This is a genomic window from Bradyrhizobium huanghuaihaiense (genome assembly GCF_007830635.1).
Lineage (GTDB): Bacteria > Pseudomonadota > Alphaproteobacteria > Rhizobiales > Xanthobacteraceae > Bradyrhizobium > Bradyrhizobium huanghuaihaiense.
Genome location: NZ_VLLA01000028.1, coordinates 65023 through 82061, shown reverse-complemented (window position 1 = coordinate 82061; position 17039 = coordinate 65023). Strand labels below are relative to the sequence as shown.

The following is a 17039-nucleotide window of genomic DNA, read 5'->3' as shown; positions in this document are numbered from 1 at the left end:
ATCGCTGCGGCTCCCGATGTCCTGGCGCTCGCGCCACCCATGAGCGTGCTCCTCGCCGACAAAGGGTATGATGGCGACAAGCTTCGCGGCGCAATCATTCGTCGTGGCGCCAAGCCCGTAATCCCCAATAAATCTAACCGTGTCGTCATCCATCGCTTCAACAAACGCGCCTACAAAGGACGAAATGTCATCGAACGCTGCTTTGGCAGGCTCAAGGACTTCCGGCGCATCGCCACGCGATATGACAAGCTCGCCCGTAATTTTTTGGCCGCTGTTCATCTCGCCGCTCTCGTCGCATATTGGCTCAATTGAGTCTGGACCCTAGTTTTTGGGAGCGTGAGTACGCCAGGAAGCTAGGAGTCGTGCTCGGACCGCTTTAGGATCGACGCGCCCATTGTCTTGCGGCTTTCGTCCCTCGCGGCATCCTTGAGCGCGTAATGATAGTTGATCGGCAAGATCGGATGGACCTCGGCCGACGAAATCGATCACACGATAGTCGCTGATCTCTTATCTAAACAGGTCCTGATATGGCAGTATGTAGGATCGTGACCAGATGGGACGGATGCTCTCTGCATTGCGCGAAGCTAAATCGGAGGCGCAAAGATCGAGCCGCGATAAGCCCTCATCAAGTGCGTTTGTAACAGCACATCTGCTACTCTGACATCAAGCGGCACAATCGGCCTATCCTAAAGGTAATATCAGGATCGGTGCCCGGGCCATCTCAGGAAATATCGAGGATCAAGACTCAAAAGTCAGTGCGAGAACGGGCACATCCGCGGAGATCCGGCGTTGGGTAAGCTCTAGAGATGCAATGAAGTCCGCCTCGAGGAGATACCTCATCGAAAGCGCTCCCGCGACGGTGCGCCAAGGAGCTCTGCGCGCCAAGGGATGTCTGTCGAACAAGGCTCCGCTCGCAAATCTTCTTGCTCGGTAAGGCAGCTAGAAAATTGGCCGAGTCGGTCGATGGCCACAACGAGTTGCCGAAAGTCTTGCCGGCGTAATTCGCCAACGGATCAAGTCGTCAGACCGCGAACTTGAATCCACCGTCGCCTAGCCCGTTGGGGCATCAAGATTCATGGATGGTTCTTCATTCCACGATACGTCACACCGTGGATCGAAAAATAAGTAATTGCAGGTCAGTTCTTCACCGGGTTGTACGTCACGGGCTGTGAAAACTCGGCGGTCGTCTTGGTATGTGTTTGGGCGGCTGCTGTGGTTCATGAAGCGGGCATTGTCAGCATTGTACTCGATAACACCATCGTAAGCCTTGTAGTCTCTTGGATAGGCATGCTTATCAAGTAGCGCTTGGAATGTTGGAGCTAGGGCTTCGTATTGTTCAGGCGTCACCGTGATGTCAACGATTGGGTTGTGAATCCAGATCAACGAACCTTTGGGCAAACGAGTCGCGGAGAAAAGTCCAATACCGCCAAACCTGTCTGGCTTCAAAATTGTGTCGACGATCAGCATTGAAGAAGTCTCCCGGAGTTACTACCCAGCAAACTAACTGACGTGAGCTGCGAAATCTGCTGCACGAATTGGTAGGCTCGTTTATCCGCGCCTCCATCACAATTTATGTCTTCTCCAGGCGTATTGGGCCGCCTGCTGCGGATCGCCTCCAGCGACAAGGCCGTGAGCTGGGAGGGCTGCAAGTCAGTCGCATTCCGAGCAAAGATCCGTGTCGATTATAGCGGCGAGCTCGTGTCGCACGATCATGACCTGTTACCAGCGCGACGGCGCGCTCGATGCTCTCGCGGCCCGGCAAGCCGCCGACAAGCCCTTCATCGCAGCTTCAAGAGCCGCCCGCGGGTGAATGCGTCAGTGCGTGCCCAGGCAACTGTGGATGTGGAGCAGATATTGCAGGCAAAGTGCGCGGGAGGCCGGCACTCGACTGCCGATTTCGCTGCACAACCGCCTCGAGGCAATCAACGTGATCACGCCGTAGTTAGCAAGAAAACGGAGGTAGAAGTTCGGCCCAACGAGGAGTTGCTAAGCGATGATGCTGGCAAGTCATCGACGCGAGCAGCGGACATCTGTGCTGCCCAGAACCGCGCCAACCTCGCAGGAGCAGCCGGAGCAAGCTATGGTCCAATAACAAGTCCAATTCCGGAACTATCTGGACGGGCTCCATGCGTTTGAGATGTCCCTCGGCGTCTACATTCGTGGGTGATGGATGAGCCGAAGGTCATCGGAGCCTCCGGGTCCGAAAAGGGCGGTGTAGCGCTCACCATGAATGTCGTATTGTTTTGTCGGATGCGCTTCGTCCGGCAGAAGGCCCCACTGGCCGAGTTTCGCCCGCATCGTGTCCGGCGCGGGTTGGGTGCCGTGCAAAAAAGTCTCGGGAACGGAGAATGATGCAGCGTAAATCTCGCGGGCCGCGGGGTACGTCCTCTGAGCCCTGGAGGACGCCGGAGCGGCTTGCTCAATCGACCGTCCAAAAAGCGATCGGGCGGTTCGATCCGTTGGCTGCAGGCTGGGCGGCAGAACGTTTTCCGGTCGAGATCCGAATTGAATGGTTGAGCCTGGCGGATTGAGTGGGGTGCTTCGCCTCATCGCCCCCGCAGGCACGAACAGCGCCGTGTAACGGTCATTGTGAACGATAAAACTGGTAGGTCGGCTGTCCTGGCTCGGCGGGACGTTGCTGCGCTCGTGCGCAGCGGACGCGTGCTGGTCGCCGTGCTGCGCGTTGAACGGACCAACGGCCGCTTCTGAGTCCAGGGCTTGGTGATGACCCTCGTTTGGTTCGAGAGATGACGATGGGCGAGCGTTATCCACCATGGCCCACAGCAGATCCTGATCGTAGACTTCCTCAGGAAGGACGAACCGGCTGCTGGCCAGAAGCGGTGCGCCGGCGTCTTCAATTAACTCGCGACCGGTTGAATTGCCGGGCTCGGTGCGCTGGCGCGCAGTGGCATTTTCTTCCGCCAGGCTTAGTGTCCTCTGCCTCTTCGTAGGTTGGCCGGTGTAATCCTCATCCACAACGACTTCGTGACCTGAGCTGGAAGCGACCGAGGCTAGCTCGTTTGCAGCCGGCCGGTAGGCGCCGCTCCAGCTGAAGTAACGAACGGCTTCTTCGGGATCCGGTGCCAGACCACCCGGGGCTGGCCGGTTGAGAGACGATGCTAGGATCGCTTCGCGTATCGGCTCTTGCCACGGATCCTGATCGTGACCTTGCGCAGTCAGTTCCTCCGGCCCACCCTGCGGCGCGCGATGCTGCGCAGCGGCGTCCTCGCGTCTGGTGACTGCGTGTTCGGGATGAGGACGGTCCGTGCTCTGGTGCTCAAGTCCCAATGCCTGGGCCAGTCTAAGGCCTTCTTCAGACAGATGAGGGTAGTAGGGATCATGAAAAACGGGATTCTCTGCGATTGTCGAGGTATCAAGCTGGGGCACTTCATCCAAGTAAGGCTCAAACTCCGCTTGCTGCTGTTGCGGTGCCGCGGCGTGGTCACGGTCGAGTGGGTTGATGCGGTTAAAAGGGTCCATGTCGACTCTCCGGTGGTTTGAGTCGGCTCGCAATGCCGATCCAATCGTGTCACTGTCTCACTCTATTAGGATCAGCTGTCGACAAGCTGACGTGCTTAGAGACTAACCGGAGTGCGATCTCAGCTCAGTCATTTCGCCGCAATCGCGACTGGTGACGAAGCCGAGCAGGCGGCATCGTTTTTGCCTGTTTGGGACGGGCTCAAATACTGTCGGCACTCTGACGCCGCGATGATCTCGGCAACTGATTGTGGCTCTTCGGTCATCCCAACGTCTCACGCTTGCTCAGCTTGCACAATCTAATACGGTTGGTGGCCGACAACGGTTCCTGGCTCGCATGTTCGTGTGCCGTACCGCGGCGGATGCTCTCGCTCGGATTGTGGTTCTCTGCTGGTGCTCGGCCGGCAAGACACAGAAAGCCAATAGGCTTTATATCGGCGATCCTTGTCCGGTAATCGCGGCCACGCACATATTTGGTGCGCTCGCAGTAAAGATGTCGAGTGCATGCTCCGCGACCGCGCCGGCTGGGCGCCGTTGAGACCCTCCATGGCCTTCTTCTTGCCGCTCAGAACCAGCTCGGGCTCTCTTTGATCGCCGGCGGACTTGTGCTGCGGCGCACGTATTTGCCCCGCGATCGATTGTTCAGGCCCCAAAAATCGCTAATAGCAAAAGATTCGCCGCATCCTTTCCAGCAGGGCCGATCGTGCCTCCTGAAATCGCGAGTCAACATACGGCCCGGCTAAGCAGGGGATCAAAGCTCCTGGTCGCCGCGCTCGGCTGGCAAAATCAAGTACGTGAAGCGGATCCAACCGGCGAGAGTCGCGCGCCCGGTCCTCACCTTGGGCCCGGCCGCCTCGATTGCGCCGATAGCTTTTGCGGTGTTGCGCGGCCATCCTTGGCCGCTTCATCTCGCCGGCGTCTCTGGAACGATTCCGTCGCGGCACCGGGCGAGCAGAACACGCGCTCTGTTGCGCAGAATTTGTAGCACGCATGATCAACCGCAGGCGGCTGAGCGAAGGGCAGGATGTTGATAGTCTCATTCTGGCCATATCGCCTCGTCGAGAAGTTCTCGCAAATTCACCATCCGCGTTGCTCCGCTGCTTCCCTAAGCGCGTCATCAGCCAGATTCCTGCATAGCTCCCGCTTTGTTCGTATTCACCCGGTCCCGTTCAAGACCTCGATGTGCAGAGCCCGACAGCACATTGCAATTGAATCGATCTGAGATCGCAAAGAGATGATTGTCTGAACCAAGCGCGCGAGTCCTGGCATGTCGATTGCTGGGAAGTGCTTGCTACACCATGCACTGAACTAGACGCAAAGGCCGAGTCAGATCCAACTTGCCGTCGAAACCAATTCTCTAGCTTAGAAGCGGCGCTGCTTACTGCCGCTCCGCCCAACGGAGCCAAGTCATGCTGAGCGACACATCCAAATTCTTCGCCTCCATTCGCATCAACAAGCAGGAAGCGCAGGAGGAGCGCCGGACCGCGGTGCGATGCGAATGGCCTGATTGCCAGAACAAGGCAACCCATCCCGCGCCAAAGGGCCGCCACAATGCGCGCGAATATTGGCACTTCTGCATCGAGCATGCTCGCGAATACAATCAGTCCTACAATTTCTTCTCCGGGATGGACGCCGAAGCGATCGCGCGCTACCAGAATGACGCGCTGACGGGCCATCGTCCAACTTGGAAAATCGGCGAGCCCATCAGCGCCCGCAAGATGACCGGCAGCCCGGCCCATTCCGAGGACGACTGCGATGCTTTTTGCATGCTCGCTGAGCTGAAGGGACGCGCCCGCGCGGAGGCCAGGCCTGAGACGCGCAAGCTTTTCAATGCCAAGCGGAAAGCGTTGCAGGTGATGGGCCTGAATGTCGATGCGACGCTCGGAGATATCAAGGCGAGGTACAGGGCGATGGTCAAGAGGCACCACCCCGATGCCAATGGCGGCGACCGCTCTACGGAGCAGCGCCTGGTCGAGATCATCAAGGCCTACCATTACCTGAAGACCGTGGTGCGGGAGAGCTAACCCGGACACGACTTGAACGGCTTCACCTCACCCGCCATTCCATAGCCCTTCATCGTGTGAAGGCTGCACCCGAGCTGGCGTGTAACCCGCTTCAGACCCTAGGCCCGAGAGGCGCAACATTTCCGCCACGCCACAAGGAGTTCTATCAACCTGCTCCCGGACCGATCAACAACGAGCCTTTGTTTCTTTCCTCGTTCATTCGCTCTCTCCTCGGGTTTGCAAGGAGGGGGCAAGTCTTCACGACGCCGATGGGAAGTTCGCAAAGGCGAGCCACAGCGAAAGTTCGAAAGTGCCGTCCTCGACTGCTCGAAAAGCAGAGCCACACTAAACTGCTGCTCCGCTGCCCGCAGGAAGGTTGGTACTGGACTTGCCTCGCGCGTTAAGATGGCACTCAGGGAGTGCCATTCGCGCCCCGTCAATGCAGGTGAGACGGCAGGCCTTTAATCACGCTCTTGATCTATATCAAATTCTGTGTCGCGCATGAGACGTTGTCGCATGTTCGACGTATGTCACATCCGCTCAACCAGAGGAGACCATCTTTCTGCGAGTGCCCCTATTATGGGGGCAAGTTCTCCGATCGGCGAGTGGTGCGAGAATTGCTGTGCGCATCGGTGGTTCTTGGAAAGTCCTGAGGATCGCATGCACGCTGTCGTCCTCGTCAAGCAGCCATTTGTTGATGTCCGCGGGTGGTGGCCCAAAATGCGCAAGCACCTGAGGGCGCTGGACCCGTCCGGGTGTGGTGTGCCGAGCTGCGAACAGTTCCATGCCGACCTCGCTCCTTTGCGGTGGCGCTCGAGATGCCGGCATGTTCTTACGAGAAGTGCTGACCGTGTCCGCCGCAATCGTTGCATGATTTGCCAGCCGTTCTTTCGAGAGACTGGGGCACTGGCACCTCGGAGAGCAGCCCGACCGGTCAGCAGCGAACAAAGTCAGCTTCGCTTTGGCTCGACCTGCCAGCGTGCGTCAAGTCGCTCCGATTATCTTCTCGGAGCGTGCTGGGACCGTGTGAAACAGTTCTGGGCCGGCGCTTTCCTTTCGCGCGCGAGCTTTCAGCTGCAAGAAGCAAAGCCAACATCTGTGTAAGCAAACGGAAATAGAAAATGGATGACCAGTCGCACGGCAAAATGCCACTCGCTTCAAGCAGACGGGAAAGCCGCGGGCCCGACCTATTCAGCTTCATCGAGTGCGCTATACAGACAAGATCAATCGCAGCGCTGTTCGATCTTCTTGTGAATTTCGCGAGCAATGAAGGCTTTGATAAAGTCGCCTACGGAGCACTCTCCTGCTCCAATGAGCGTCGTTTGCCAGAGTATCTACCGCCCCCGCCAACTATAAACTTCCCGTCTGATTGGTGCCAACGCTATGCTGAACAAGAATATCAAGCGATCGACCCGGTGGTCCGGCGGACAGCAATGCTGCCAAGGCCCTTTCTTTGGGATGAACTAACCAGTCGATATGAACTGCAGCCCCGTGAGCTGCGCGTCTTACGCGAGGCCAAAGAAGCAGGCCTTAAGCATGGCATGAGCGTGCCATTGTTTGGATCGCAAGGCCGATCGGCTTTCGTATCGTTTGCATCTCCTTTCGATGATGCCGATCCACAGGATCGCATGGCTCATCTCACGACATTGGCGTCGGCGTTTCACAACGCTGTCGCGCAGATTACACCGCCGCTTGATGAGAGTTGCGAGACAGACATTCCGCTAACACCGCGAGAAACAGAGTGCCTATACTGGGTCGCAGAGGGGAAGTCAGCCTGGGTAATCGGGCAACTTGTTAACGTCACTGATAATACCGTCAATTTCCACATGAAGAACGTCATCAGAAAGCTAGGGGCGGCAAACCGGACAAATGCTGTAGCCAAAGCAACCCGGCGCGGCATCATTTAGCTCCGTACGCCTTCAAAGGAACGATCAAGGACCCTGCGTCGGCGGGCTCTTCCTTTGCGATTCATCTGCTGCGGTCGGGATAGCCGATCTCTAGTGGATTCAACGATGTACTTCAACGGAATTGGCTCAAACCAGATGACGGGGCAAGCGCATCCGGCGCGCGTGTCCGGTGTTTATCAGTGGCTGGCGTGGACCTAGGGGCGTCGGCGCTTCATGCAAGTCTCGCTGCGTCAGACTCGCCTGAGGCTGGATTTCCTAGTTCGGACAATGCAGGTCCTAGGCGGTAAATCGCATGCTTTGTCATACCGACCACGCGATCCCGGCGCTATTGATATGAAGTTCCATCCGTTTCAGATCGAGGATGTCGATCTGTTTGCCAGGAATCGCGCTGTTATAGGTTTTTGCAAGTAAGTGTTGCTAAACAGGCTGCTCAACGCAATGAACGGGTTGAAGCAACAATGACAACATCTTCATTCTCGCCACCAACCGTCTCGAGGCTCTCGAGGCTGCGCCAGCCGGCCGTCCCGGCCATATCAATCAGGCAACTGAGGTGCCGCTGCTCGATGCGACCGCCCGCGAAAGCTGGTTCGTCCCTATGGCAGGGGCTTGCCGCTGGACGAAGCCGTGATCGCTGAAGCCAGGCCCTTCACCTGAGCGGCAGCGCGGCCCTTATCGAGAAGTTGATGCTTCGCGTTGTGCAATCGAGGCTTGCCAGCTGCGGCAATGTCGGCGCGATTTCCACTAACATGAAGCTACCTGCCCGTGCGCAGCGAGTTCAATCGCGATGCGCATTGCATTGTGGCTATGGTGCGCGCCCCACAACTAGGCGCGTCCCAAGTTACCTATCGAAGGATTTGTGGTGAGGGGTCTCCAGCCGTCGACCTTGCGCATGTTGATCTGGCCGGGGGTGAGCAGGCCAGGACGGCATTGCCGCGGCGGCCGCTGATGGCAAACGGTCTTGATCTTGATCCGTCGCTCGAACTCCTCACGCGGCCGCTCAATTGCGTCGGTAGCCGGAATAAGATGTCGCGGCGCCAACTTCCGCTGCGGTGTTCTACAGCGCGGTGTATGGTGCTACCATCGGCGCAGAGGCAGCGGGAGCGCGAATGGCAGGTACGACGACGCGGGCGATGAGCCGGGGTTCGGCTCGGGAGCTTGCCTCTGCGACCCGGTGAGTTGTACCAAGAGCGCGAATTCTTCTTGTCGTTTCGCCGCAGCTCAGATGCCACTGAGGCGAGTGATTGGGGGCGGCATCCCACCGAAGCTTCGGAGAGGTGTTGTTTGGGGAGGCGGCAGGCTTCACCGGCAGCACCGATATGGCGAGGAGTGGGCCAACGCGCTGGCAAGACCCCGCTGGCCAGCGATGAAATGTTGCTCGAGGTCGTAGGAACATCATGGCGGTCTCGCGCGTGCGGACGCCTCTCGCGGAGCGAGTATGTCGGCCGGCCGCTGCAAGCAAGGCGACTGGCGCAGGGCTCTCGACCAAACCGACAAGATCGTCCCGCTCAGCGGCCAAGCGGAGGAAACTAACTGTCCCAGATTTGATGCGTCAGAGGCCCCAGATTCGTCATCCCGAATACGTTGGAACTTTCGGCAGGATAAGCCGAAGAGCAGGCCAATATATGCCCGCTATTCGAACTTCTGCCGATTTGCGTCAGCAACCCGGACAAGAGACTCTTCTCGACGCACATGGGGCAGACGCTAGCGGCCAACAAGCGGCAGGCGTTGGGCAGCTGAATGGTGATCGCCTCGCAATCGCGTTTGACGCAATAGCGATCTTGCGGCCGGTTCAACCCGCTACCTCAACTATTTTCGACTGCCAGCCCTAGTGCCAATTCGTTTGGGCAACTTCCTTCCACGATCGGCTTCGAAGTTCGCGCTAATTCGAGCGTGCAGCAAGGCTCGACAGCGAGGGACTGTCTGAGTGGCGGCAGGCACTGATCCTGAGCCCCGCGCAGCTGTTGCCGGCGCTCCTGCGGGAGGGTGGAGGATCGCGGCTACGCGCAGAACTCACCGAAACTGCCGGGGACTGCAAGTCCTTGATAGGAGTATCGCCACGGGAAGCTGTCCTGTTTGTTGATGCCCTCGCGTCACAGTGCCGCATCCGAATTCCTAGTCCTCTCATCTCGCGCACAATGGGGATTGACGAGGGAGCTCCGACTGAGTGTCGGATTCCGTTGTTCGCTGCCTTCATCTCACCTCGCATCCGCTTTTGCGCGACATCAAAGCGCTTAGATCAGCTCCTGACTAGATGAGCAAAACGCAGACCAACTTCAGTAACGGTTCTTGCTTCATGGCGCTCACGCAAAGATTAGAGTTCCGGCAATCCCAGTCGCTGGTCATGTCGCCGCAGCTGATGCAGGCGATCAAGCTGCTGCAATTATCTAATCTCGACCTCATGACCTTCGTGGAGGAAGAGCTGGAGTGTAATCCGCTGCTCGAGCGTGCCAGTGACGATGCAGCTGGGGCCGAAGCCCCGACTGAGGTCGATCAGGTCAGCGGCGATCAGCTGGCCGAGGCCCAAGTGCGCGACGCCCGGGATGGCGCCATGACCACCTATACCGAATGGGGTGGCGGCGGCTCGGGTGACGAAGACTACAATCTCGAAGCGTTTGTCGCGTCCGAGACAACATTGTCCGACCACCTGGCCGAACAACTGTCGGTCGCATTCACCGCGCCGGCGCAGCGCATGATCGGGCAGTATCTGATCGATCTCGTCGACGAAGCCGGCTATCTGCCGCCGGATCTCGGCCAGGCCGCCGAGCGGCTCGGCGCAACGCAGGAGGATGTCGAGCACGTTCTTGCCGTCCTGCAGGAGTTCGATCCGCCCGGCGTCTGTGCGCGTAACTTGCGCGAGTGCCTGGCGATCCAGCTCCGCGAGCTCGATAGATACGATCCGGCGATGCAGGCCCTCGTCGAGCATCTCGATCTCCTCGCCAAGCGCGACATCGCGAGCTTGCGCAAGCTCTGCGGCGTCGACGACGAGGACATCGCCGACATGATCGACGAGCTCCGCCGGCTCAGTCCCAAGCCGGGCATGAAGTTCGGGTCGGCGCGGCTGCAGACGATGGTACCCGACGTCTATGTCCGTCCGGCTCCTGATGGCGGCTGGCATGTCGAGCTCAACAGCGACACCTTGCCGCGCGTGCTGGTCAACCAGACCTATTATTCCAAGCTGTCGAAGAAGATCGGCAAGGACGTCGATAAGTCCTACTTCAACGACGCGCTGCAGAACGCGACCTGGCTGGTGCGCGCGCTCGACCAGCGCGCCCGCACCATCCTGAAAGTTGCGACCGAGATCGTGCGTCAGCAGGACGGCTTCTTTACCCTTGGTGTTGCGCATTTGCGGCCGCTGAATCTAAAGGCCGTTGCCGAGGCCATCCAGATGCATGAATCCACGGTGTCGCGCGTCACCGCCAACAAATACATGGCAACAAATCGCGGCACATTCGAGTTGAAATATTTCTTCACGGCATCGATCCCTTCGGCGGATGGCGGTGAGGCGCATTCCGCTGAAGCGGTGCGTCACCGCATCAAGCAGCTGATCGAATCCGAAGAGCCGTCAGCGGTTCTGTCCGATGACGCGATCGTTGAGCGCCTGCGAGTCTCGGGCATTGATATTGCCCGCCGCACGGTCGCGAAGTACCGCGAAGCCATGCGCATTCGGTCCTCGGTGCAGCGCCGCCGCGACAATATGTGGTCAACGATGAACAGTAGAGCATCGGGCGGAACTGGCCTCGATAAATAAACCCCCAGCTGTCGATTTAATCCGGAAGCGTAGCTTTGGAGGTCTCTGAAAGCGGGCCTTTGGAGCGAGATTGTTGATGGTGATGGAAGGAAGCTTCTGGCGCGGCATTTGAGGAGAGGTAGTATAGGCCGACTGCCGTCTAAGAGGGGCGAGCGTTTTCAGAGGCTCCGTCGGCGCCAAGCTCTTATTCCTCCCAAGTCCTCGCCTTGGCTTATTGTCGGCCGATATACGGCCCCGATCGGTAGCAGCCGGCTGATCTCGCACGCCAATGATCGCCACCACCTCTTCCGCGATAACTTTCCGGTTCGTTGCTACGCTGCACAACAAGGTTGTAGGGCGAATTATTGGCTTAACCATAATAGCTCGGCGCTAAATGTTGTAAAAACTACACTTGGAGCGCCCAGATTTTGGAAAATGAACAGGTTTTCGAGTGCGCAACTGTAGCCGCGCCCAGCATCGCCAAGTGCGGTTGGGCGGGATCGTCAGGATTGCGCCAAGTCGGGGCTGCTTAGGACCGGCGAGCTCATGGCGGCTTCAAGACAATCGACGACGTCCCGGCAGGAGGGACACATGACCTGGCTGAGCAGGGACAATCTGCCGAATGGCACGTGTTCTGACGAGGCGCATTCGAACTCGGCGGAAGCTAGCGACGCCGGCACACAAGTCGGCGTCGAACGCCATCGCTCATAGAGTCTTGAGATATCTCGACAAGCGCTCGCCGTTCGGCGTCGGTCAACTCTGGTCCGATGATGCCGGGCGGCAGTTTCCTTAAGTCGGTTTCCTTACCCTCGAAAGAATGTCCGCGATTGCTGTTCCCAAGCAGCGACACATCGAAGTTCGTCAGACCGGCCGCACAGCTTTCGGACGACTGTGCTTTCGTCGCGAGCCCGACGTTGACCGGGTCGAACGCACGGCTGCCTACGCAAAACGACATCGGCCGCTTGGCGTGCGGCACCAGCATGTCTCTCAGGGTCGGAACAGACCCGTTGTGCAGATAAGGAGCTGTTGCCCAAACACCGTCCAATGGTCGCGCCCGGTACTGAGTGAAAAGCTGTCCCAGCTATTTAGGTTCATCGAGGGTACGATCAAGCATGTCATGCCGACCATCGTTGCCGAGATCGCCTATCAAAGCCTTGGAAGCGAAAAGCTGGTTGATTTTATCGATGAGCAGATACGCAGCGAGAAGACATCTGCAATTCGCACGCTGCTCTGCTCTTTCATGTTGCTCGAGATCGACTCGTTCCCTAGCTATAACCAGGATAAGTGAGTTTTACGAATCGGAAGATACGCCACGGTGGGTGACAGCTGTCATAACCGAGCGCCTGTACAGCTATTATCGGCAACGACCTCTGGCGGGCGCAACACGCAAAAAATTTGAGGAACTTGTTGTGACGCTAGAAATGCGCTTGGCCGGTAAATCTCGTCCAAGAGTTCGAGGAAATTATTTATCCGCCTTGAAGAAGAAGGCATTCAAAGAACCAAAGTCCTAAACTCTTATTCTGGATGAAGCGCCTCCTACAGTCAAAGATCGAGCCATGTCGCTGGACTTGCGGCGCGGATGGGGCGGCGGACTCGATCATGGCCATGGATCGCCTCAAGGGTCGCGCATGGCAACCGAAAGGCTACCATACGCCGGCCAGCTGATCGTTAGGGTCGCGCCGGGCGGCGATCATGGTTCGATGAACGCCGCTGCGCGCGGATCACGCCCGGCCTGCCTTGACCAGATCGAACCACCGCTTCAGGTGCGGATGCGCGCACCAGTCGATCCGTCGTTGATCGACCGGGAGCGGTAGCCCGCGGGTCGCTTCGTCCGATGTCGATACGTTGCGCCACGCCTTCGATCTCGCCCAGGCCATCCTGGACAACAAGCATCTCGACGTGGACTATAAGACCTTCTCGCGACGGACGGTGAGGCACAGCAAGACGCTGGAACGCGTTGAAGGCGTCGTGGTTCGGCTCCTGAGTGGCGTCCTCGAGTTTCCTCCGGGCGCGCGGCCCCGCGAGGCACTGCGGGCGATCGGGCTGGAACGCTTTGCCCCGCCGCTGCTGATCGCGGGTAAGATCGATCTTCTTGGGGCCGATCTCTCCGGAGCCACTCCGCTCATCTCGGGATCGCGCCTAAGGAGGCAGATCATGTCCGCTTCCGGGAGCCGCCGGCGTATGTTTTGACGATCGAAAACTTGGCAAGCTTCAACAGGCACGTCGCCGAGGCCGACGCCGCTCGACTGGGTGCTACGCTGTATGTTGGCGGGTATCCCTCGCTTGCCAGCCAACAGGCCCTGCGCACGATCTCGGCAATGGTGTCCGAACAAACCCCGATCTTTCACTGGTCGGATATCGATCCGGACGGCACCTGGATATTCCACACGATGGAGCGCGCCGTCGGACGACCGATCCTGCCGCATCTCGGGGCGGGCGCCGACCAAAAAGTCCGCACCCGCTCGTTGCCCACCAAACTCCGGCATCGCTTCACTGGCGGCATACTTGGCCAAAGATGGATCCAAGATCCTCGAGCAGGAGGAGCTTGATCCGATTCTTCCTACGCCCACGTAGGCGTTCGGACTGACGAGGGCGCCAGCTTGCGTAACGGGCACGCTTGGCCATTGACGTAAGCGGCTCGGTGACAAGCTGGAGCTCTTGCTGGCCGAGAGCTTGAGGGGGCGCATGAGACCGGCGCGTTGCGGACGCGCGATCTCAAGCAGCGACGGTGGAGACCACCGTTCAGCCCAAGACCATCACCTCCCGACCGATGCCAAGCTGGAATATGCGGCGATTAACCAATCGGCTGGCCCGCGAGTGCGGCCTTAAGTTGCGGCAATCTTATCTGCGCATCGGCTCAGGCGCCTCTCAGTCATCGAGCCGTGAATGGCCACATGAAGAGCGACGGGCATCTCGGTCGCTGCCATCTCAAAGGGCCGGGAGGGGGACGCCGCCAACATCGCCTTCACCGCCGTCGACCACAATCTCCGCCTCACCCTCAGCCTGGCTGAGGCTTTCGTTGGGCCTAATCCGCAACGCCTTGTTGCTGATGCTCGCGGTCGCGCTCGAGCTTCGTCCTGCAATATGGCGGGTTGAGAGACCAGATTGTTTGCGGATCGAGAAAGGTTGCGGCAATGCATCAAGCACTCGTCCCTCTTAAAAGCAGCACAATCAAGAACAAGATCGAGGCGTCCGTGCCGCAAGGTGAGATTAACAGAGGGATTCGAACGAGCTACTATGCATCAGCTCGGGCGGTTGGCCCGGCTCGGCCCTCGTTTGTAGGCTGGCTGCGCGGGGTCTGAACATGGGCCTGCATTGATCATCTCCCCATGGCTTTTGCAACGGCTGCTGTAACGCTGTTTTCTTGACTTACCCAAAAATACCCAACTTCGATCTGAATGGGTGCATAAGGGCGGAAAATCACGGCTAGCGTTACCAACACTCGCGGCCCTGGAAGACGACAGGCACGTGAACTTGAGGGCCGAAGAGCCCAGAGGAGGGACCAATGCCAAGGACGCTAGCCGCACCGCGCGGCCATTCTTACCATTTCGTCAAAGCCGCTCTGATTTGCTCAACTCTCTTGTCCGGTGCGGCCGCATCTTTCGGCCAGGCCAAAGCGGAGGATATCAACTGGCGCCAGTTCGAGGGCGCTTCGATCGTTTGGGCTTACGACATCCATCCATATGCTGACGCGGTTGCAGCACAGCTTCCTGAGTTCGAGAAGTTGACGGGCATCAAGGTGACGCCCGAGCTTTATCCGGACGATGCCTATTGGAATAAGCTGACCATCCAGCTGAGCACAAAATCGCCCTCGTGGGATGTCGTCGGCACAGGAATTCAACCGGCTTGGGATCTTGCGCCCGGTCAACTGCTTGAGCCGCTCGACCGCTATCTGAACGACCCTAAGCTCACATCGGCAAGCTATGACTACAAGGACTTCTTCCCCGCATTGCGTGACGCGCTGACTTGGCAAGTCAATGGCGGGCAGATCGAACCGGGCCGGGGTCAGGTGTGGGCCATCCCGCACGGGTTCGAAAACATCCAATTGTTCTACCGTAAGGACATTCTTGACAAACACGGTATCAAGGTTCCGACAACCCCGCCGGAAATGTCGGCGGCATGCGAAAAGCTAAAATCTGCCGATCCCGCGATCACGCCCCTGGGTGTGCGAGGAGTGCGCTTTTGGAGCAGCATCCACACGGCCGCGATCTCAATCGCCAAGTCCTATGGTGTACACGACTTCGTCGTCAAGGACGGCAAGTTGGAAACCGGTCTCAATTCTCCCGAGTCGATCGCCTTCCACAAAGACTACGTGGAGATGATCAAGAGGTGTGCTGCCCCATCCTTTGCCAACGACAACTGGTACCAAGTGGTCGATGGCATCAATTCGGGTCGGACAGCGATGGCGATCGATTCTAACATGTTCGGGTTCTGGAACGATGTTGCCGGCAAGCCCGCTTCGGGCAAGATTGCCTTCGCTCCGCCACTGCGAGCTCCGAACGGCAAGACTTTCGAATCGAACATCTGGATCTGGTCCCTGGCCATGAATGCTGCTTCCCAGAAAAAGGGAGCGGCCTGGCTCTTCATTCAGTGGGCGACGTCAAAGCAGGTCGAGCTGAACGGTGCCATCGCCGGCAAGCTCGTCAACTCGCCGCGCGCTTCGACCTGGAGCGACAAGGTTTGGCTCGACTATGCGGCTAAACCGGAATTCACAAATTTCGTGGATACCTTCAAGAGTGTTCAGGACCGGGCTGCGCTCGCCTTTACGCCGCGCGTAGGGTTTGCCGAGGCCATGAACGCCTGGGCAGTTGCCATGCAGAAGATGGTTAATGGTGCGGACGTGAAGGCGACATTGGCCGACCTCGCCTCCGAGATTCGCTCCTCCATGTAAGGCAACCGGGGAGCGGCATCACCGGATTGCCGCCTCCACTACCCCCGCGTATCTTTCGAGAAGTGAGCGATGAACCTTCGAGGCATCGACGCAACCGTGATGCTACAATCATCGGTAGGCCAACTGGCACCGCCCAAAAAAGAGCAGGTGCAAAGCGCCGGGCAGCATGCTCTTGACTGGTGGAGCCTTGCTGCGATTGCTCCCGCGATCATCATACTGCTCGGATTTCTTTTTCTGTTTTTCTATGGCGTCTTCCAATCGCTGACCGATCTCAAGTTTGGCCGTCCCCTGGTTCGTTTCATTGGGGTCACCAACTATGAAGTGGCAATCAAGACTCAAGATTTCTGGAACAGCATGCGGGCGACCACGGTGTATGCCTGCTCCGCGGTCCTCGCGGAAGCGTTCTCTGGGCTTGCGCTCGCCAAATTGTTCGCAAGCCGCGTGTTTCTTGCACAATTGATGCGGCCTGTCATTCTCCTTCCGTTGGTATTGCCGCCCATGAGCGTCGCCCTGATGTGGACCACAATGATGGATCCACAAAACGGGATTCTGAACTATTTGCTTTCGCTCGTCGGGATCGGCCGCTTCGCCTGGATTTCGGACGCCGGTACGGCGATGTTCTCGCTAGTTCTCATCGACATATGGACTTACACACCATTTTTTGCGCTCATCATCTTCGCCGGTTTGCAGGGCATTAACGAGGAGATCAGAGAAGCCGCGCGGATCAATGGCGCTAAGGGTTGGGCGACGTTCCTCCATATTGAGCTTCCACTTATTGCACCGTATATCCTGATCGCCGCAGTCTTTCGGCTGATCGAGTCGCTCAATCAGTTCGATATCATCTTCGGAACAACCCAGGGCGGTCCAGGTGACAGTACCTCCGTGCTCTCGGTTCGCGCCTACATCACAGCCTTTCAAAACCTCGCCTTCGGGCGTGGTGCCGCGCTCATGGTTGTCAACTGGTTGATCGTGCTTCTCGGGACCTTGGCCATGGTAAAATTGTGGCGGTTGGTTCGGCAGCGCGTAAGCTAGAG

General features: G+C 58.2%; 13 protein-coding genes and 1 pseudogene. 10 read left to right on the top strand and 4 right to left on the bottom strand.

What is annotated here, in order from left to right; translation table 11 throughout:
- Positions 1-312, top strand: a 312-nt coding sequence (locus IQ16_RS37215) for a transposase (protein ID WP_145643203.1), incomplete at its 5' end; no start/stop codon positions are given.
- Positions 313-1050: 738 nt separating this feature from the next.
- Here the strand turns inward: IQ16_RS37215 and IQ16_RS37210 are convergent.
- Both IQ16_RS37210 and IQ16_RS37200 read right to left on the bottom strand, forming a co-directional pair.
- Complete coding sequence (locus tag IQ16_RS37210; protein ID WP_011084680.1) at positions 1051-1467, bottom strand: SET domain-containing protein; 417 nt, start codon at positions 1465-1467, stop codon at positions 1051-1053.
- A gap of 684 nt (positions 1468-2151) precedes the next feature.
- A complete protein-coding gene (locus tag IQ16_RS37200) occupies positions 2152-3480 on the bottom strand; it encodes a hypothetical protein (protein WP_011084682.1) in 1329 nt (442 codons plus the stop codon).
- 1406 nt (positions 3481-4886) lie between these two features.
- Here IQ16_RS37200 and IQ16_RS37190 point away from each other — a divergent pair.
- The 3 genes from IQ16_RS37190 to rpoN all read left to right on the top strand — a co-directional run bounded on the left by IQ16_RS37190 (position 4887) and on the right by rpoN (position 11135).
- Positions 4887-5501, top strand: coding sequence for a J domain-containing protein (locus IQ16_RS37190; RefSeq protein WP_011084684.1), 615 nt, complete (start codon positions 4887-4889; stop codon positions 5499-5501).
- Positions 5502-6601: 1100 nt separating this feature from the next.
- Positions 6602-7387, top strand: a complete 786-nt coding sequence (locus tag IQ16_RS37185; protein ID WP_018645272.1) for a helix-turn-helix transcriptional regulator — start codon at positions 6602-6604, stop codon at positions 7385-7387.
- Between the two features lie 2293 nt (positions 7388-9680).
- Complete coding sequence (gene rpoN, locus IQ16_RS37175) at positions 9681-11135, top strand: RNA polymerase factor sigma-54 (protein WP_011084688.1); 1455 nt, start codon at positions 9681-9683, stop codon at positions 11133-11135.
- A gap of 643 nt (positions 11136-11778) precedes the next feature.
- On the opposite strand, the gene IQ16_RS47585 is transcribed toward rpoN, so the two are convergent.
- On the bottom strand, positions 11779-12159 hold the full coding sequence (locus tag IQ16_RS47585) for a c-type cytochrome (protein ID WP_347340204.1): 381 nt from the start codon (positions 12157-12159) through the stop codon (positions 11779-11781).
- A 72-nt stretch (positions 12160-12231) separates the two neighbouring features.
- Here IQ16_RS47585 and IQ16_RS47580 point away from each other — a divergent pair, with 72 nt between their 5' ends.
- The 4 genes and pseudogenes from IQ16_RS47580 to IQ16_RS46055 form a co-directional block, all read left to right on the top strand.
- Complete coding sequence (locus IQ16_RS47580) at positions 12232-12402, top strand: hypothetical protein (RefSeq protein ID WP_014497906.1); 171 nt, start codon at positions 12232-12234, stop codon at positions 12400-12402.
- Positions 12403-12959: 557 nt separating this feature from the next.
- Positions 12960-13304 carry a hypothetical protein gene (locus IQ16_RS46920; RefSeq protein WP_014497905.1) on the top strand — a complete coding sequence of 115 codons (345 nt, stop codon included), beginning with the start codon at positions 12960-12962 and terminating at the stop codon, positions 13302-13304.
- Positions 13301-13663 (top strand): Wadjet anti-phage system protein JetD domain-containing protein, encoded by a 363-nt coding sequence (locus IQ16_RS46915; RefSeq protein WP_026312353.1) that lies wholly within the window; start codon positions 13301-13303, stop codon positions 13661-13663. The genes IQ16_RS46920 and IQ16_RS46915 overlap by 4 nt, the downstream gene beginning before the upstream one ends.
- Positions 13664-13742: 79 nt before the next feature.
- Positions 13743-13998: pseudogene (locus tag IQ16_RS46055) on the top strand (IS5/IS1182 family transposase); the annotation flags it as partial.
- A gap of 44 nt (positions 13999-14042) precedes the next feature.
- On the opposite strand, the gene IQ16_RS46050 reads toward IQ16_RS46055, so the two are convergent.
- On the bottom strand, positions 14043-14261 hold the full coding sequence (locus tag IQ16_RS46050; RefSeq protein WP_161966258.1) for a hypothetical protein: 219 nt from the start codon (positions 14259-14261) through the stop codon (positions 14043-14045).
- 358 nt (positions 14262-14619) lie between these two features.
- Between IQ16_RS46050 and IQ16_RS37145 the strand changes: the two genes are divergently transcribed.
- Both IQ16_RS37145 and IQ16_RS37140 read left to right on the top strand, forming a co-directional pair.
- Positions 14620-16005: an ABC transporter substrate-binding protein gene (locus tag IQ16_RS37145; protein ID WP_011084694.1), complete on the top strand. Its 1386-nt coding sequence runs from the start codon at positions 14620-14622 to the stop codon at positions 16003-16005.
- A gap of 69 nt (positions 16006-16074) precedes the next feature.
- Positions 16075-17037: a carbohydrate ABC transporter permease gene (locus IQ16_RS37140; RefSeq protein WP_011084695.1), complete on the top strand. Its 963-nt coding sequence runs from the start codon at positions 16075-16077 to the stop codon at positions 17035-17037.
- Positions 17038-17039: the final 2 nt, after the last annotated feature.